The 18,084-nt window shown below is 37.0% G+C and carries 15 protein-coding genes; 13 read left to right on the top strand and 2 right to left on the bottom strand.

Translation table 11 applies throughout. From position 1 onward, the window contains the following. The first annotated feature begins 224 nt into the window (after positions 1–224). The gene (gene priA / locus QOX03_RS07220) at positions 225–2,678 is read left to right on the top strand and encodes a replication restart helicase PriA (protein WP_283670604.1); all 2,454 of its coding nucleotides are present in this window, start codon (positions 225–227) and stop codon (positions 2,676–2,678) included. Positions 2,679–2,814: 136 nt separating this feature from the next. Here priA and QOX03_RS07215 read toward each other — a convergent pair whose 3' ends face one another. Next, positions 2,815–3,981, bottom strand: coding sequence for a proline dehydrogenase family protein (locus QOX03_RS07215; RefSeq protein WP_283670603.1), 1,167 nt, complete (start codon positions 3,979–3,981; stop codon positions 2,815–2,817). A gap of 260 nt (positions 3,982–4,241) precedes the next feature. On the opposite strand from QOX03_RS07215, the gene aroB reads away from it, so the two are divergent. From aroB to arsC, 9 genes are all read left to right on the top strand, one after another. Then, positions 4,242–5,327 carry a 3-dehydroquinate synthase gene (gene aroB, locus QOX03_RS07210; protein ID WP_283670602.1) on the top strand — a complete coding sequence of 362 codons (1,086 nt, stop codon included), beginning with the start codon at positions 4,242–4,244 and terminating at the stop codon, positions 5,325–5,327. A gap of 82 nt (positions 5,328–5,409) precedes the next feature. After that, positions 5,410–5,823 carry a peptide-methionine (R)-S-oxide reductase MsrB gene (msrB, locus tag QOX03_RS07205; RefSeq protein WP_375730844.1) on the top strand — a complete coding sequence of 138 codons (414 nt, stop codon included), beginning with the start codon at positions 5,410–5,412 and terminating at the stop codon, positions 5,821–5,823. A 44-nt stretch (positions 5,824–5,867) separates the two neighbouring features. Further along, entirely contained in the window at positions 5,868–6,983 is a 1,116-nt protein-coding gene (locus QOX03_RS07200) for a YihY/virulence factor BrkB family protein (RefSeq protein ID WP_283670601.1), read from the top strand. Beyond that, entirely contained in the window at positions 6,965–7,651 is a 687-nt protein-coding gene (cmk, locus tag QOX03_RS07195) for a (d)CMP kinase (RefSeq protein ID WP_283670600.1), read from the top strand. The genes QOX03_RS07200 and cmk overlap by 19 nt, the downstream gene beginning before the upstream one ends. Positions 7,652–7,815: 164 nt before the next feature. Then, positions 7,816–8,445 (top strand): L-threonylcarbamoyladenylate synthase, encoded by a 630-nt coding sequence (locus QOX03_RS07190; RefSeq protein WP_119059236.1) that lies wholly within the window; start codon positions 7,816–7,818, stop codon positions 8,443–8,445. A gap of 216 nt (positions 8,446–8,661) precedes the next feature. Further along, on the top strand, positions 8,662–9,843 hold the full coding sequence (locus QOX03_RS07185) for a sigma-54-dependent transcriptional regulator (RefSeq protein WP_119059315.1): 1,182 nt from the start codon (positions 8,662–8,664) through the stop codon (positions 9,841–9,843). A gap of 10 nt (positions 9,844–9,853) precedes the next feature. Further along, positions 9,854–11,233 carry an MATE family efflux transporter gene (locus QOX03_RS07180; protein ID WP_283670599.1) on the top strand — a complete coding sequence of 460 codons (1,380 nt, stop codon included), beginning with the start codon at positions 9,854–9,856 and terminating at the stop codon, positions 11,231–11,233. Positions 11,234–11,266: 33 nt separating this feature from the next. Beyond that, entirely contained in the window at positions 11,267–11,506 is a 240-nt protein-coding gene (locus tag QOX03_RS07175; RefSeq protein WP_283670598.1) for a DUF8828 family protein, read from the top strand. Between the two features lie 119 nt (positions 11,507–11,625). Beyond that, positions 11,626–11,982, top strand: a complete 357-nt coding sequence (arsC, locus tag QOX03_RS07170; protein WP_283670597.1) for an arsenate reductase (glutaredoxin) — start codon at positions 11,626–11,628, stop codon at positions 11,980–11,982. 109 nt (positions 11,983–12,091) lie between these two features. Here arsC and QOX03_RS07165 read toward each other — a convergent pair whose 3' ends face one another. Beyond that, positions 12,092–12,553 carry an Lrp/AsnC family transcriptional regulator gene (locus tag QOX03_RS07165; protein ID WP_119059239.1) on the bottom strand — a complete coding sequence of 154 codons (462 nt, stop codon included), beginning with the start codon at positions 12,551–12,553 and terminating at the stop codon, positions 12,092–12,094. 183 nt (positions 12,554–12,736) lie between these two features. On the opposite strand from QOX03_RS07165, the gene metE reads away from it, so the two are divergent. The 3 genes from metE (at position 12,737) to QOX03_RS07150 (ending at position 18,060) form a co-directional block, all read left to right on the top strand. Further along, positions 12,737–15,043, top strand: coding sequence for a 5-methyltetrahydropteroyltriglutamate--homocysteine S-methyltransferase (gene metE, locus QOX03_RS07160; RefSeq protein WP_283670596.1), 2,307 nt, complete (start codon positions 12,737–12,739; stop codon positions 15,041–15,043). A 542-nt stretch (positions 15,044–15,585) separates the two neighbouring features. After that, entirely contained in the window at positions 15,586–16,656 is a 1,071-nt protein-coding gene (locus QOX03_RS07155; protein ID WP_283670595.1) for an FISUMP domain-containing protein, read from the top strand. Positions 16,657–16,965: 309 nt separating this feature from the next. Next, on the top strand, positions 16,966–18,060 hold the full coding sequence (locus QOX03_RS07150) for a DUF6263 family protein (RefSeq protein WP_283670594.1): 1,095 nt from the start codon (positions 16,966–16,968) through the stop codon (positions 18,058–18,060). Positions 18,061–18,084: the final 24 nt, after the last annotated feature.

Here is an 18,084-nt window from a genome sequence, read left to right as displayed (position 1 = left end):
TTCTCTTCCAAAAAAAACAAAATACATGCCAAAGGGATTACTCAAATAGAACATAAATCACGTCTAAACACGATAGCTTAACGCCAGAAAGATGTTTCATTTTAACCTTTATAGATTTCAATTAATAGTCGTTATTATTTGGTAAATTTGTTTAAAACTTTAAAAAACAGATTTTTTTTGAACAAAATTTTCTAAGGCTTAAAAAATTTCAACCATTCATCGCTATGCAACCAAAACTTTTTGCCGAAATCATTCTCCCCTTACCCTTGCCAGGGACTTTCACATACAGAATCCCCAGCGATTGGCAAGACTACCTACAGATTGGGCAACGCGTTTCCGTACCCTTTGGGCAGCGAAAAATTTACACAGGGATTATTCATTCCTTCCACACCAACGAGCCAGAAACTTACAAAACAAAACCCATCGATGCCATTTTAGAAGATACGCCGAGCCTTCTGCCTCAACAGATTGAGCTTTGGGAATGGATGGCAAGTTACTATATGTGTTCACTGGGCGAAGTGTATAAAAATGTGTACCCCACGGCTTTGAAGCTAGAAAGCGATACGTACATTCGTTGGATTGAAAATGAATTGCTCGAGGATGCGGAATTAAGTGCCGAAGCGCAAGAAATTTTACAAGCCTTAAAAAATAAAAATATTGTTTCTGTAGATGAGGTATCAAAATTAATTCATCAAAAAAATGTATTAAAAGTACTCAAGGAGCTCCTAGATGCTCGGCAAGTTCGCTTGGATGAAAAATTAATTGAAAAGTATACGCCCAAAATTGAAAATTATATTAAGATAAATATTGATTTAAACAGTGAAGATTCTAAAGAAGCTTTTGAATTGCTCGACAGATCGCCCAAGCAACGGGAGCTTTTCTTGCAACTCATACAGCTGAAAGCTAGTGAAAAAAATCCTGTGAAAGCGGCCAATTTCATCAAAGATTATGGGGGAAGTCATGCCACACTGCGCAGTATGGAGAAAAAAGGACTTATCTCCATCTTTGAAGACCAAACGCGGCGAAATCAACTTTATGAAGAAAATATTGAAAGCATTGAGAAGCTTTCACCCGAGCAACAGCAGGCTTTTGATGGAATTTTAAAAGGCTTTAAAAATTTTGACACCGTTTTACTTCACGGCGTAACTTCATCGGGCAAAACTGAAATTTACTTTAAGCTCATCGAGCAAATGCTCCAGAAAAATCAAACAACCCTTTTCCTATTACCTGAAATTGGTTTGACAACACAACTCACACAGCGGATTCAAAAGAAATTCGGTGAATTAGTCGGGGTATATCATTCTAAAATGAATCAAAATCAGCGAGTTGAAATTTGGAATGAAACCTTAGAAAATAAATATAAAATAATCATTGGGCCTCGCTCAGCACTTTTTTTGCCTCTTCAGCATTTAGGGCTTATTATCGTAGATGAAGAGCACGAATCTGCACTAAAACAAAAGGATATAACACCATTTTATCACGCTCGTGACGTTGCTCGTGTTTTGGCCTCTAAGAACAAAGCAAATTTACTTTTGGGTTCTGCAACACCAAGCCTAGAGGTTTATCATGCCGCCAAGCAGGGGAAAATCGGTTACGTTTCCTTAAATGTAAGGTTTGGAAACGTGCAGCCACCTAAAATGGAAATTATTGATTTACGCAAAGCTTTTCACCGAAAAGAAATGACGGGGCAGTTTTCTAAAGCTTTGATTCTTGCCATGAAAAATAGTTTTGAAGCAGATAAACAGGTAATCCTTTTTCAGAACCGCCGTGGCTATGCTCCAGTCATTGAATGTCTTAGTTGTGGTTTTACTCCCTATTGCCCCAATTGTGATGTGGCTCTGACGTTACACAATATTTCGCTGGAATTGAAATGTCACTACTGTGGGCATAAACAAGCTAAACCCCAACATTGCTACCAATGCAAAAGTGTGGAATTGGAAACGAAAGGCGTGGGGACAGAACAAATTGAAAAGGAAGCTTTAAGCATTTTCCCTGAGCAGAAGATTGCTCGTATGGATGTAGATAGTATGCGTAAAAAGTTTGCCTACGAGAAGTTGATTGAGGCATTTGAGCGAAAAGAAATTAATTTGCTGATTGGCACGCAAATGGTGAGCAAAGGTTTAGATTTCGAATATGTGAATTTAGTTGGAATAATCCGAGCCGATAATTTATTGAATTTCCCTGACTTTCGTGCACACGAAAGAGCTTTCCAAAGAATTGTTCAAGTAGCAGGCCGTGCAGGGCGAAGAAATCAGCGAGGTTTAGTACAAATTCAAGCTTTTGAGGCTCATCATCCTATTTTGAAAATGGCTACGGAAATGGATTATAATGCTATGGCTGAGCAAATTTTAGCCGAGCGTCAAAATTTTCTTTACCCTCCATTTGTACGCTTGATCGAAATTCGATTTCGGCACAAAAAAGAAGAAAAAGTGCAAAAAGCAGCACATTATTTTAAACAAATGCTGCAGGGTAAATTTAGCTCCCAATGTTTACTTGGGCCGGAAGCACCATACATTTCGCGCCTCAATAATGAATACAGATTCCATATCTTACTAAAAATCCACAATCAGCAGTCGCCCAAAAAGGTGAAACTTCTGCTGAATGAAGCTTATCAGCAATTGATGCAAATCAAAGCCTTTCGTTCAGTAAAAATTGACTTTGATGTAGACCCATATTGATATTATTTTTTTGAAATACCCGTAATGTATTTATTTAAACGGGATTTATTTTTTAACCTGTTTAAGTTTCTTTAGAGCATAAACTTATTGAGAGATCGCGAATTTTTGTAAAAACTATAACTTTAACTGAAATTCTCTAGGGGTTTTCCTGTTTTCTTCTCTTCAATTCCTTTTCTATCAGTATTAATTCTCTGCCTGATTGCCCCGCAACCGAAGTATTTTCTTTAGCTCGCCGAATCAAGTAAGGCAGCACATCATTTACTGGCCCGTACGGAACATATTTAGCTACATGAAAATTCAAATCAGCCAATACGTAGCTAATGTTATCACTCATTCCCAAAAGTTGCCCAAACCAAACTTGTTGCGTTTTTGGATTTTCAGATTTCTCTAATTTTTCTTTTAGTTGGAAGCAGCTTAGCTCGTTGTGCGTACCAGCGAAGAGCAAAATCCTATCTTGGTGATGAAAAATGAAATCTATTGCAGCGTTGTAGTCATTGTCAGTCGATTGTTTATCTGGCTGTATAGGGGAAGGATAACCTTTCTCTAGCGCACGTTCACGTTCTTTTTCCATATAGGCACCACGTACGACTTTATAGCCTAAAAAGTAATTCTCTCTCTCAGCTTCTTCGTATTGATTTTTCAAAAACTCCAAACGGTCATGGCGGTACATTTGTAGTGTGTTGATGATGATGCACCTCTCTCGGTTAAAGATTTTCATCATCTCTGTCACCAGCTCGTCTACCGCATCTTGCATCCAGCTTTCTTCAGCGTCAATCATTAATAAAACATCATTTTCATACGCATTTTTGCAGGTTTCGAAGTATCTTTTTTGAATGTTTTCCCAAGCGATTTGTTCTTTTTCAGTTAATTTTTCTTTCAAACCAACTTTTTCATAAACGTGAATACTCCCATAGCCCGTCGGTTTGAAAACTACAAAAGGAATAGCAGGATTGTCTTTTGCAAGAAAAATAATTTCATTAATTTCTTGAAAACAATTATCATACGCACTTTCTTCTTCCTTTCCCTCGATGGAATAATCTAAAATACTACCTATCTTTTTTTCATGAAGTTTTTCTACTGTTTCCAGTGATTCCTTTCGTGTTTCGCCGCCGCAGAAATGTGCGAAAATACTTTTCTTGATTAAAGTCTTCACCCCTGGGATATGCTTAGCAAAGGGTAGAACCCATTCGCTGAAATTAACCAAAGCAGGTATATTTACCGCTTCAAACAAAAGATGGGCACGTCTCAATTCGTAATTATTCTTACTCTGAAAAGCAATTTTAGTATTTTCAAAAATTTTCATAAATCATCATCATAGTTACACAAAGTTAAATTATTATCAATAGAAATTCCATATTGTAAAGAAAATTTTATGATTGATTTGTTGAGATTATTTTAAATTTGTGATGAAGAACTTGTTTGAAATTTAGAAATATTCTTATACATTTTGTTTCAAGTTTTTGATTTTTAAAATTTTAGTTTGCATTTTGCTTTTCATCCCGATAGATTTGTAAATTGAAAGAATTCATCTAAAAAAATTGAAATTAGGGCTAAGAACTTTTTATGAAACAATCATTCATATATTTTGAAGATATTTTTACGACTCTCAATGATTTTATTAAAGATTATAAGGGGAAAATCACTTTTTTGGTTGATGAAAATACGCAAATTCATTGTTTGCCACTAGTTCTAGAGCGGTGCAAAGATTTAGATGCGGCTACATTTTTAGAAATTCCTGCAGGTGAGTCTGCAAAGCAGATAGGCAACGTGGCTGACGTCTGGGGCGGAATGTTGGATTTGAATTTAGACCGAAATTCTTTGCTAATCAATCTCGGCGGCGGAGTGGTGACTGATTTGGGTGGTTTTGCAGCTTCTACGTTTAAGCGAGGTATTACATTCATTAATATCCCGACCAGCTTGCTGGCAATGGCCGATGCCTCTGTAGGCGGGAAGACAGGCATTGATTTTAAAGGCTTAAAAAATCAAATTGGGACGTTTAGTTTGCCAGAGATGGTTCTGATTTCGCCAGAATTTCTTGAAACTTTACCTCAAAACCAATTAAACTCAGGTTTTGCCGAAATGCTCAAGCATGGCTTAATTCGAGATAAAAAACATTGGCAGAATTTGGTGGCATTAAAAAGTTTAACACCTGATAACGTAGCCCCGTACATTCAATCTTCAGTGGAAATAAAAAGAAAAGTGGTGGCTGAAGACCCCAAAGAGAAGGGGTTGAGAAAAATTCTAAACGCTGGGCACACGCTGGGGCATGCCATAGAAACTTATTTTCTCAATCAAAATATAGATGCTTATTTAAATCACTTAATCAACGGGGAAGAAGAGCTTTTACATGGCGAAGCGGTGGCGATAGGTTTGATTTTAGAAGCTTATATCTCAGCCGAGAAAAATAAATTGAGTAGTGAAGAATTGGAAGAAATTTCTAAAGGCTTATTAAAATTTTTCCCCAAACGAAATTTACCAACGTATGCGGAAATTAAAAATTATCTGTTACAAGATAAAAAGAATGAAAACGGTGAAATTCAATTTATGCTTTTAGATAAGATTGGGGAATGTGATTCTCAATCTATTGCCGCCGAGAAAGAGGTAATTGAAGCCGCTTTTCAGTATTATTCAAATTTAAAAGTACATTAGGATGAGATATTTCTTTTTATTTCTAACTTTAATATTTATATCTTGTAATTCTCAAGAAAAAGAGTCAGAAAACATATTGAAAGTGAAAGAACAGCCAACCTATCAGGTTCAGAAATCAGAAACAGAATGGAGAAAGCAATTGAGCGAAGAAGAATACTATGTATTGCGAGAAGCAGGGACAGAACGTCCGCACTCGGGGAAGTTTAATCTTCATTTTGAAGAAGGCATCTATACCTGTAAGGCTTGTGGTGAAGAACTTTTTGGGAGTGATAGTAAATTTGAGTCACACTGCGGCTGGCCGAGTTTTGATAAATCGATAGCAAAAGGCAAAATTGTAGAACGCTTGGATAAATCTCACGGAATGATGCGTATGGAAATTCTGTGTGGAAATTGTGGTTCGCATCTAGGGCACGTCTTTACCGATGGGCCTACCGCGACAGGTTTGCGCTATTGTGTTAACTCTATTTCGCTGGAATTTAAAGAAGAAAAGGAATAAAATTTTTTAAGCCTTAAATAAAAATTGAAGAGAAAAAACGAATAATGAAACAATTTCTACTTAAATGCTGGGAAGTTATAAGAAGAACTTTTCTTGTTTGGTTTGAGAATGACCCCTTCAGGCAAAGTGCTATCATTTCTTATTATGCAATATTATCTCTACCAGGACTTTTAATCATGATTATCTGGACGTTGGGGCAATTCTACGGCGAGAAAGCAATGCAAGGTCAAGTAGTAGAGAAGATTCAAAATATGATGGGGCTAAAGTCAGCAGAATTTATAGAGAATTTAATTCAAAATGCTTACCTAGACCCATATTCGGAGTGGTACGTTCAGGTCATCGGTATCGGAACATTAATCTTTAGTGCGACAACTTTATTCTTCCAAATTCAGCAGACGCTTAATCATCAGTGGAATGTTGAGGTGAAACCCAATAGTGGCATTTTACATTTAATCACAGTCAGGCTCAACGGGATGATGCTAATTTTGATTATCACTCTTTTGTTACTCATCACGGTGATTAGCTCTTCGGTGCTTTCTAGCTTCAAGGATTCACTAGAATTTTACATCGGTGGAGAATGGACACTTTTGCTCAATATCGGAGATATTGTACTGAGTTTTGTCGTTATTTGTGTGCTTTTCTCCTTGGTTTACAAGTTTTTGCCAGATGTCGAAATCCCATGGAAAATGGTGTGGATAGGAGGTTTAGTCACTACACTACTATTCAACTTAGGGAAATATTTGCTCAGCTATTATTTTTCTGTAGCAGACCCCAGCTCGGGATTTGGCACGGCAAGTATCATCATTTTCATCATGATTTGGATTAACTACACCACATTGATTCTACTATTTGGCGCAACGTTTACTTACGTATACGGTTTGGAGAATAATTATAAAATTAGGCCCAATAAATATGCTCAATGGAACAAAGATTACGTCTTGAGGCATAAAAATGCAGTACTGAATAAATTATTTGAAGATAAAGAAGAAGAATTGCTTATGCTTGATGAAAACATTCGGCAAGGAGTTTACCGAGACCCCGAGGTGGGAGAAAGTTCAAAGACGTATATAGATGAAATCGGAATCAAAAAATCTAGTTCAATTTTTTCAACAGTGAAGTCAAAGCTCAAAAAACTAGGAACATGGAGAAAGGAAAAATAATCGCGATTGACGGATTCTCATCTACTGGGAAGAGTACAATTGCCAAAGCGATTGCTAGAGAATTAAACTTTCTGCATGTGGACACTGGAGCGATGTACCGTGCCGTAACTTTATACGGAATACAAGAAAACATCATTAGTGAAAATGATAAAGAGAATGCCTTACAAATCGTAAATCATTTGGATGAAATCCAAATCACATTCCGCTACAATGAGAGTGAAAATCAAAATGAAATATACCTCAACGGTCAAAATGTAGAAAATGAAATCAGAAGCATTTCTGTCACAAATTTAGTGAGTTACGTAGCTAAAATCCCCGAAATTCGCTCTTTTCTAGTCGAGCAGCAACGCCAATTGGCATGGAATCATAATATCGTGATGGATGGGCGAGACATTGGTTCAGTTGTCTTCCCGCAAGCAGATTTGAAACTCTTCATCACAGCCGATGCCCAAGTGCGTGCGCAACGCCGATTCAATGAAATGGAAGACAAAAGTAAAACAACACTAGAAGAAGTGAAGGCGAATCTCATTGAGCGAGATGAGCTGGATTCTGGGCGAGAAAATTCACCTTTGGTAAAATGCGATGATGCGATAGAAATAGACAATAGCAACGTATCGCAAGAGGAATTGATGGGAAAAATAATGAGAATAGTGCAAAGTAAAATTTAAACAGAATCTTACCGAATGGACTCAAAGGACTAACTTTTTTAAGCCTTTAGAAATTTTCTTAAAGAATTTTTAAAGGCTTAAAAAAATCTATTATAATTTGCATATTGTTCGGGTAGATACGAAACAATTTATTAACTTTAAGTTCATATTAAAAACAATTTATTATGGCAAAAGTATTAAAAATTCATCCAGAAAATCCCCACAATAGAGCTATAGAGCAAGTGGTTGACGCATTGAAAAAAGGAGCAGTTATCATCTACCCTACAGACACGGTTTACGGTTTAGGTTGTGATATTTTTAATGCAGAAGCCATGGAAAAATTAGCTAGGCTAAAGGGGCTGAAATTAGAACAATCTCAGTTTTCAATCGTTTGCAATGATTTGAGTCACTTGTCAACTTTCACACGGCCGATAGACAACACAACATTCAGATTGCTAAAAAGAGCTCTGCCAGGGCCGTTTACATTTCTGATGAATGCAAATAATTCATTACCCAGCTATTACAAAAAAAGAGAAACCGTTGGAATTCGAGTCCCCGATCACAAAGTTTCTCATGCAATAGTAGAAGCATTGGGTAGCCCGATAGCATCAACATCTCTAGTGGCAGACGAAGAAGATAAAGAATATTATAGCGACCCAGAACTCATCCGTAGAAAATATGATAATTTAGTCGATATCATTATAGATAGCGGCACTGGTGGGCTAGAGGCCAGTAGCGTGGTAGACCTAAGCCAAGGCGATGGTAACTATGAAATCATAAGAGAAGGGAAAGGGAAAATAGAGGATTTTATCTAGAAGAAAAAATCAGGGCTTTAATTTAAATGCTATAAGGGATTTATAAAAAATTTTAAGCCTTAAAAAAAAATAAAAAAAGGTATATAGAAATTACCTGCTAAGGTTTTAGTTTTTAATTGATTAAAAAATAAAATCAGATAGGTTTAATTTTAATATGCCTTTTAAATTTTTTTTGAAATTATAAGTTTCATTAACTTTGGGTGCATGCTAAATAATATCATGAAAATATTAATCATAGAAGACGAACAGGCTATCCGAAATGTTTTAGCCAATATTCTAAAAGATGAGAACAAAAAATGGGAGATTGATGAAGCTGAAAATGGAGGAATCGCTCTCGAAAAAATCAAAGAAATAAACTATGATTTGGTGCTTTGTGATATCAAAATGCCAGTAAAAGATGGTTTAGAAGTTTTAGAACTAGGTTTAAATATCAATCCAGATCTTACGTTCATCATGATTTCTGGGCACGGAGACATCGAAACAGCTGTAGAGTGCATAAAGAAAGGAGCTTACGACTACATTCAGAAGCCACCAGACTTAAATCGCTTGCTCAATAGCGTGCGTCACGCTTTAGATAGGAAAAACTTAATTACCCAAAATAAATCTTTGCAAGAGGAAAACAAAGCCTTGAAAAGAAAAGTGAGCGATAAGTATGAAATGGTGGGTAGCTCTCAGCATCTACAGGAAATTCAAGAGATGGTAGATAAGGTTGCGGCAACCGATGCGCGCGTACTCATCGTTGGCCCCAATGGGACTGGGAAAGAACTAGTCGCACACCATATTCATGAGAAAAGTGACCGAAACAAAATGCCGATGGTAGAAGTGAATTGTGCAGCTATACCTGCAGAGTTGATAGAAAGTGAACTTTTCGGCCATATGAAAGGAAGCTTCACAGGGGCGCATAAAGATAAAGCAGGGAAATTTGAGCAAGCCAATAAAGGAACTTTATTTCTTGATGAAATTGGTGATATGAGCCTTTCGGCACAAGCAAAAGTGCTCCGTGCGTTGCAAGAAAAGAAAATTACTCGTGTGGGCGGAGATAAAGAAATCTCAGTAGATGTGAGGGTTTTAGCTGCTACGAATAAAAATTTAAAGAAAGAAATAGCCAATGGGAAGTTTAGAGAAGACTTGTACCATCGCTTGGCAGTTATTCTAATTCCTGTCCCTGCACTGAACGACCGAAAAGAAGATATCCCTGAGCTGATAGAACATTTTGCCCAAAAAATTGCAGAAGGACAAGGCAAAGCACCCAAATCTTTTCATAAAAAAGCTATTGAAAAACTGAAAAATAAAGATTGGACTGGCAATATTAGAGAATTGCGTAATGTGGTAGAACGTTTAGTAATTTTGGGAAACAATCCCATTACAGAGCAAGACGTTGAAGATTTTGTAAAATAAGTTTTCTCTTTTGACACTTCAAGAACATCTGAAAAAAAATTTCCATCTAGCCTGGCCAGTAATGCTTTCGCAGGCAGGGCAAATATTGGTAAATATAGCCGATAATGTGATGGTGGGCGGGCTGGGTTCCACTTGGGATGAAATTCAGAATCCTGAGCTAGGCACTACGGCACTAGGTGCTGTAGCCTTAGGGAACTCACTCTTTTTTATTCTCATGGTGACGTGCTTAGGCTTTACCTTTGGGATGTCACCACTCATAGCACAAGCCGATGCTAGAGGGAATACACAACGAGTTGTGCGGGTTTTTACGCATGGCTCGCTTTTAAACATCGGGCTAACAATTTTTCTCATGCTTGTGATGTTTTTTGTAGCACCGATTATGAGGAGTATGGGGCAACCACCCGAAGTCGTAGAACAAGCCTTGCCCTACCTACGCGTTGTCACATATTCAATGCTACCTCTCATCATATTCCAGTCTTTACGTCAGCTTTCAGAAGGTTTATCACTAACGAAGACAGTCGCCATAGCCACAATTATTGCAAACCTCATGAATATTGTATTTAACTACATGCTGATTTACGGAAACTGGGGAATGCCACGGTTAGAAGTAGAAGGAGCCGCTTATGGGACATTACTTTCTAGAATTATCATGATTTTTTCTCTGCTATTTGCGATGTGGTACAACACAAAATCACGTTTTTACTTATTGCAAGTTAAGTTAAAAAAACTACACTATTTTATCATCAAAAAACTGATTAAACTCGGGGCGCCGAGTGCATTACAAATGTTCTTTGAAGTATCAGCCTTCGGTTTAGCCTCTTTTATTTGCGGGTTAGCAGGCAAAGAGCAGTTAGCAGCACATCAGATCGCTCTAAATTTAGCCAGTACCACATTTATGATTTGCACGGGATTGGGCGTAGCAGCAACCATAAGAGTAGGTAACCAAAAAGGCTTAAAAAATTACACAGAACTAAAAGGCGCTGGCTGGTCCGCAATTTATATGGTGGTAGCATTCATGTTTTTATGTGGATTATCTTTTGTGACTTTTCGCTACGAGCTACCTAAATTTTATGTAGATGATAATCAGGTGATTCAAATCGCCGCAGGACTAATGTCTGTAGCAGCATTATTTCAGTTATCAGATGGAGTTCAAGTCGTATGCATGGGAGTTTTGCGCGGAATGGAAGATGTGAATATCCCCGCATTCATCACGTTCTTAGCCTATTTCGGCTTAGCCTTGCCGCTGGGCTATTATCTAACGGTAAAGCAAGAAATGGGCGCATTTGGCATGTGGATTGGGCTAGGCTTAGGGCTAACATTTGCAGCCATATTTTTATTATTCCGTTTTTACCAATTAAGTCGACGATTTATATTGCAAAATCATAAATAAAGCTTATTTTTACTCAATAAAAAAATTAAAACTATGGAATTACCTAAATTTTTACTAGCAGATAACTCAGATTTTGAAGACGCATTTGTATTACATACCGAATTTCCAAGATTTTTGGTTAATGTAAATACTGATGAAATTGAATGGTTTGACGATATCGACGACGAGGAAGCAGACCTAGAAAATCAAGTGAAAGATTTACTAGATGATGCTTATGAATTCTTCGAAGGAGAAATTTTAGCTTACGAAGAAGACGATTTTGAAGAAGAATAATAAAAAAGACTTCAAAGAAATGCAGGTTTAAGACTTCTTTAAAGCCTGCATTTTATTTTTTAGATTTATTTATTATTAATCATCATTACCACCGAAAATTTTTTAAGCCTTAAAAAAAAATGATGGAAAAAAAGATTGAAATTTACCACAACCCACACTGTAGCAAGAGCAGAGAAGCAAAACAGTATTTAGAAAACAAGCAAATTCCGCATGAAGCGATTTTATATTTGAAAACAGGCCTATCAGCAGAAAAATTAAAAAATATTGTAGGAAAATTAGGATTTACATCTCCGCTGGAACTAGTGAGAACCAATGAAGAAATTTGGAAAAAGGAATTCAAAGGAAAGAATTTGACCGAAGATGAGATTTTACAAGCCATGGCAGAAAACCCAAAACTGATTCAAAGACCGATTTTGATTCATGAAAACAAAGCCGTCATCGCTCGCCCAACTGAAAAGATAGAGAAGATTTTGTAATAAAAAATTTAAGCCTTAAAAAAAAATATATAACGCTCGCCCAATCACCGTTTTTGCAAAAAAACTCCTTATTTCTCTTTATTCTTTCATGGCAAACTTCACCTTAAACCTAAAAATGGATTCCAAAGGTATTTTTGATTTCTGCCATTGCAAATGTACTGTGCGTTCCCCCGATGGAGTTTAGCGAACCCAGTTTATTATACACAAAATCTTGGTAATGTTTCATATTCATCACCTGCACTTTTAGCAGAAAATCAAAATCTCCCGAGATATTGTAGCATTCCACAATTTCATCCAAAGCTTCAATGTCCCTCACAAAATCATTCCCGACTGAACGCTCATGCTGTTTTAATTTAATTTGGCAAAAAACAATAAATCCCTTATTCAATTTCTCAGCGTTTAAAATCGCACGATATTTCCTAATGTACCCCTCTTGTTCCAATCTTTTCACTCTTTCAAAAACAGGAGAAGGAGATAAATTTACCGCCTGTGCCAATTCTTTAACGGTGAGTTTCGCGTCCTTTTGCAGCAATCTCAGCAGTTGCAAATCCTTTTTGTCTAAATTTTCCACAAAATATTATTCTTTGAGCGATGATTTAACGACAAAATTACAAAATATTCTTCTTTTTAAATATTAAAAAAAGTATTTTTTGCCAAATTAATCAAATGACATTGAATTATTATTCTATAAAGTTATTTTTGTAGAGTAAAATCATCAAATAACGAATTTCAAACTATTGAAATATTTAAGCTTATGAAAACAAACCTTTTAGGCTATCCAAGAATCGGAGAAAAAAGAGAACTCAAAAAAGCCAATGAAAACTTCTGGGCGGGGAAAATCAATGAAGAAGAATTGACCAAAGTCGCAAACGAAATTCGCTTGCATAATTGGAAAATTCAGAAAGAAGCAAATTTAGACTTAATCCCTTCCAATGATTTTTCTTTGTATGATCATGTGCTTGATTTCTCTTTTAGTATCAATGCAATCCCAGAGAGATTCAAGCCCATTAAGCACTTGTCTGATCTTGAACTTTATTTTGCTTTAGCCCGTGGTTATCAAAAAAATGGAATTGACATCACCGCACAGGAAATGACGAAATGGTTTGATACTAATTACCACTACATCGTCCCCGAATTTACTAAAAATCAATCGTTTGAATTAAAAAGTAATAAAGCTCTCCATGAATTTAATTTTGCTAAAGAAAATGGCTTCAAGACAAAACCTGTCCTTTTAGGTCTTGTAACTTATCTCCTTTTGGGTAAAGAAAAAGAAGAAGGCTTTGATAAATTAGATTTAGCAGATAATTTACTCATCGTTTATAAGCAGATTTTGAGTGAATTAGCTGAATCTGGAGCCGAATATATTCAAATTGATGAACCTTTTTTAGCTTTAGATATAGATGAGAAAACAAAAAATGTGTATCAAAAAGTTTATACTGATTTAGCTGAAAGTTTCCCTGAGCTAAAATTCATCATCACCACCTATTTTGATTCTGTTGAGCAAAATTTAGACTTAGTTAAATTACTGCCATTTAATACATTACACGTTGATTTGGTGCGTTCGCCAGAGCAATTAGATGCCATTTTGGCAGATTACCCAAAAGATAAGATCCTATCACTAGGCATTGTAGATGGGAGAAATATTTGGAAAAATAATTTTGAAAACTCCCTAGCCTTGATTCAGAAAGTTGTGGAGAAATTAGGACGTGAGCGTGTATGGGTTTCAAGCTCGTGTTCTCTTTTGCATTCCCCTTGTAATTTAGAATTAGAAAAAAATGAAAAGGTTTTGCCGAAAGAAATTAAACAATGGCTGGCTTTCGCTAAGCAGAAATTGACCGAAATCAGCACGCTAAAATCAATTGCTGATGGGGAATCTTCTTCGGAAATTAATCTTGCACGCCAAGAAAACCAACAAGCCGCAGAAAACAGAAAATCATCTGAATTGATTCATAAAACGGCTGTGAAAGAACGTGTAGCCAATATCCAAGAAAAAGATGACCAAAGAAACAATCCTTTCTCAATTCGTCAAGAAATTCAGCATAAAGCTCTGAATTTGCCACTGTTCCCTACAACTACCATAGGCTCTTTCCCGCAAACGCAAGAAGTGAGAAATTGGCGTGCAGCACACAGGGGCGGGAAACTTTCTACTGCAGAATATGAAGATTTACTGAAAAAAGAAATTCAGGAATCTATTGAATTTCAAGAAGAAGCGGGCATAGATGTTTTGGTTCATGGCGAGTTTGAAAGAAATGACATGGTAGAATATTTTGGCGAACAGCTTTCGGGCTTCGTATTCACTAAATTCGGTTGGGTGCAAAGTTACGGTTCGCGTTGTGTAAAGCCACCGATTATCTTTGGAGATGTCCACAGACCTAAACCCATGACTGTACGCTGGTCCGAATACGCTCAGTCACTGAGTCAACTGCCAGTGAAGGGCATGCTCACAGGGCCTGTTACGATTTTACAATGGTCTTTTGTGAGAGATGACCAGCCACGATCGCTCACCTGTACGCAAATTGCTTTAGCCATCAGAGATGAGGTGAAAGATTTAGAAAAAGCAGGAATCAAAGTGATTCAAATCGATGAACCCGCCGTGCGTGAAGGCTTACCGTTGAAAAAAGAAAACTGGGCTGATTACTTAAACTGGGCAATCAAGGCATTTAGAATTTCAGCTTCTGGGGTAGAGGACAGCACGCAGATCCATACGCATATGTGCTATTCTGAATTTAATGACATGATTGCGGCCATTGCTGATATGGATGCTGATGTGATTACGATTGAATGCTCTCGTTCGCAAATGGAACTTTTGGACGTTTTTGCAGACTTTAAATACCCAAATGAAATAGGACCTGGGGTTTATGACATCCATTCACCAAGAGTCCCCTCAAAAGATGAGATGATACATTTGATAAAAAAAGCTGAAGCTGTAATTCCTAAAGAGCAATTGTGGGTAAACCCTGATTGTGGATTAAAAACAAGACATTGGCAAGAAACCAAAGCTGCTTTAGTAGCCATGGTAGGTGCAGCTAAAGAACTAAGAAAAGAATTCGCAGATGCATAAATTCGCTTTATTTATTTAGAAATCATAGGCTTAGGTTTATAATCTAAGCCTTTTTTTGCAAAAATTTCTAAAGCCTTAAAAAAAATCCCCAGCCCCAAAAAAAAACAAATTTGCATAATTCAAAAACGTAAAATACATTTGCGGGTAGGTTGAGAAAAGAGAAAAATCTCAACGGAAAAGTTTTAATAAAAAATAACAAAAAAATAACGAAATTTTAACAAATGAAATTTGTGAGTTTCGAAATAAAGTGTAAACACACACACACACACACACACACACAAATAATGAGCTAAACAACTCATTATCAGTAACTTATAATAATTTTTGCTTCCCCGCGGGAGCGAACCGCAAAGCCGTGCAAGAAAATCTTGTGCGGTTTTTCTATTTTCACCTGTGTGAAAGTAGTAATTTCTTCAAAAAGAAGAGCCTCACGGGTTGGGGCTCTTTCTAAATGAAGAAGAAAAAAAAGTTTAAAAAAAACAGCAAAAATTTAATTAAGAAAAGAATAAATCAATAAAATATTAACCAAAAAAATAAAACAAATGAAGAAATTATTATTTTCTTTAGCCGTATTATCAGCGGTTGCGGTCACCGCTCAGGTGGGCATTAACACAGATGAGCCACAAGCCATGCTAGACATCAGAGCAAAAGGCAACCAAGAAGGAAACCTGCGCATACAAGATGTTAAGGAGGAAAAATCTACCCAATGGCTTTTAATTTGGGATGAAAAAGACCAAATGGTGAAACGCACAAGCCTCTCAGACCTCAAATATGATATGATAGTAGATAAAGAGAAAATAAATTATATCCGCGGTAAGCAGCCAAAAAGAGCAGATGAGATCATCAAAAAAATCAAGCAATGTGCACCAGAAAATATACTTTTTGATAAATTATTTGGTATCAGTGGCAAGCATGATTTTGTGTATTGCGCTACAACTGTAACTGGTGTAACTGGTACTAATTATAATAGAACATGGCTCAACCTCAACCTTGGAGCGGCGTATGCAGACATAAATAGCCCTGATTTTGACCCGGCCGTTAATAAAACAGGCACAGATGCCCATAATGAAGCTAAAACCTACGGTTCATATTACCAATGGCAGCGAGCGAGTGATGGGCATGAGTTTAGGGATTCAAAACCTACCAAAGAACCAGCCCCAGATTGGACAGACACAGGCGATGAAGCAGGGAAGTTTATTAATGCAGGCTATAACTGGGTAGCGAATGGTAGAGGTGCATCAGGTTCAGATTTAGCGTTGTGGCAAGCAAGAGGAGTTAATAACCCTTGCCCATCAGGTTACCATGTTCCGACTGAGCAGGAGTGGCTGGAATTACATCAGCTTGTAACGGGTAGCCGTTCTAAAGTTTCTACTGATCAAATGTGGACACAGAATAAGTTGCCAAACCTTGCAGCTGCTGGCCTCGATTACCGTGACAGCGATAATTCACCAGAGGACGACGGCAAGGGTTCTTACGGTTACTACTGGAGTAGCTCTGCTCGCGAAGATGACTACGCTCACATCATGCTCTTCAGCAATAACAATAATGACGGCAGCGTTGTCCACTTCAACTACCGAGTTTACGGGATGAGCGTGCGTTGTATTAAAGATTAATCCTGCGCTAAACTGGCAAGGGTATTCAATAGATTATGGAGTAATCTACCTAAAAAATACATTGGTAAAAATGATTCACATTCCGTCATCATCTCTGTTCAGCTATGCTTAGGCTTGTCCTATTTTAGCAACTGAATTTTAAACCAAAAAAACACCTCAACTTGGGGTGTTTTTTTCTTTATGAATAAAAATTATCGGCATGAAATTTAATTTTCAATCACCCATAGTGCATTTACGTAGGCGAGGTATTTTTTTTACACTTTCACGCAATGCCAGCATAAATTTGTAACTTGCACAAAATTTTGATGAATGAAGAAGATTGTTTTAATCTGTACCGTTATAATGGCGGTAGTAGCGTGTAAAAAAGAAAAATCTGAAGTAAAAATAGTTGGCAAAAATGAAAATGGAGAGGAACTCACCGTAAATGCCCAAGGAGATACCATTACACTGAAGGAGGCGGAAGCGCTGCAAAAAACTGATACAACAGAAGAAGCAACGACTACTGCCGAAACAGAAAAAGTCGAAAAAAAGACGGCTTTTCAGAAGAATGAAGACGGGACTTATACTTTCCAATTTAATTTAGAAAAAGGGAAAACCTACCCATTCAAAGTTTCGACTAACACCACGAGTACACAATCAGACGGTAAAAATAGTCAACAAATCTCCCAGATTTCTACCAACGAACTCTCGTATGAAGTAATAGAGGAGAAGTTGCAAAGTTTTGTACTGAAAGTAACTTTCAAAAGATTTCAGGAAAAATCAAGTATGCAAGGAGAGTCCATCGGGTTTGATACCAATGCAGGAAAACCAACGAATGAAATGGCTGCGCAGCAATACGAATTTTTCAAAACAATCGTAGGGAATTCTTACACGATGGAGATTTCAAAAAACGGTAAAGTACTGAACATTGATGGTTTGGCTCCGATTCGAGAAAAAGTGAAATCAAAATTAGCAAAAGGCTTAAGCGAAGAAGAGAAAAAAGGCCTAGACCAAATGTTGCAAGTTTCTCTCAGCAAGCAAGCGATGGAAGCCATGTTCTTAGAATCCATTGGTTACTACCCTACTAAATCAGTGAAAATCGGGGAAAGTTGGGAGCTGAATAATTCAACAGATAATGCTAAATCTCAAATGAAATATACGCTTAAAAATGTAGCTGATAATCAGGTTGATATACAAATTTCTGGCTCGAGTAGCGGTAGTGATTCCAATACTTTGGAGCAAGGAGTGAAAATCTCCAGAAGCATTGAAGGGAATGTTACTGGAACAGCAAAAATTGACGCCCGATCTGGTTGGCTTAACCAAGCGGCTATTGAGAAAAAAGAGGTTTTGAAAATTACCCAAGAATACCAAGGGCAAAAACAAAATATGTCTTCCACTACTAAATCTACCACTAAGGTTAATTAAAGATGGGCTCATTTTTTAAAATAT

Source organism: Candidatus Ornithobacterium hominis, from assembly GCF_951229915.1.
Taxonomy (GTDB): domain Bacteria; phylum Bacteroidota; class Bacteroidia; order Flavobacteriales; family Weeksellaceae; genus Ornithobacterium; species Ornithobacterium hominis.
The sequence above is the reverse complement of the archived record's forward strand: the minus strand, read 5'-3'. Positions and strand labels throughout refer to the sequence as shown.

Bases quoted from the DNA above. Each gene is read 5' to 3' on its own strand.
- priA (WP_283670604.1), top strand. From the start codon at position 225: ATGCAACCAAAACTTTTTGCCGAAATCATTCTCCCCTTACCCTTGCCA.
- QOX03_RS07215 (WP_283670603.1), bottom strand. From the start codon at position 3,981: ATGAAAATTTTTGAAAATACTAAAATTGCTTTTCAGAGTAAGAATAAT.
- aroB (WP_283670602.1), top strand. From the start codon at position 4,242: ATGAAACAATCATTCATATATTTTGAAGATATTTTTACGACTCTCAAT.
- QOX03_RS07200 (WP_283670601.1), top strand. From the start codon at position 5,868: ATGAAACAATTTCTACTTAAATGCTGGGAAGTTATAAGAAGAACTTTT.
- cmk (WP_283670600.1), top strand. From the start codon at position 6,965: ATGGAGAAAGGAAAAATAATCGCGATTGACGGATTCTCATCTACTGGG.
- QOX03_RS07190 (WP_119059236.1), top strand. From the start codon at position 7,816: ATGGCAAAAGTATTAAAAATTCATCCAGAAAATCCCCACAATAGAGCT.
- QOX03_RS07175 (WP_283670598.1), top strand. From the start codon at position 11,267: ATGGAATTACCTAAATTTTTACTAGCAGATAACTCAGATTTTGAAGAC.
- arsC (WP_283670597.1), top strand. From the start codon at position 11,626: ATGATGGAAAAAAAGATTGAAATTTACCACAACCCACACTGTAGCAAG.
- metE (WP_283670596.1), top strand. From the start codon at position 12,737: ATGAAAACAAACCTTTTAGGCTATCCAAGAATCGGAGAAAAAAGAGAA.
- QOX03_RS07155 (WP_283670595.1), top strand. From the start codon at position 15,586: ATGAAGAAATTATTATTTTCTTTAGCCGTATTATCAGCGGTTGCGGTC.
- QOX03_RS07150 (WP_283670594.1), top strand. From the start codon at position 16,966: ATGAAGAAGATTGTTTTAATCTGTACCGTTATAATGGCGGTAGTAGCG.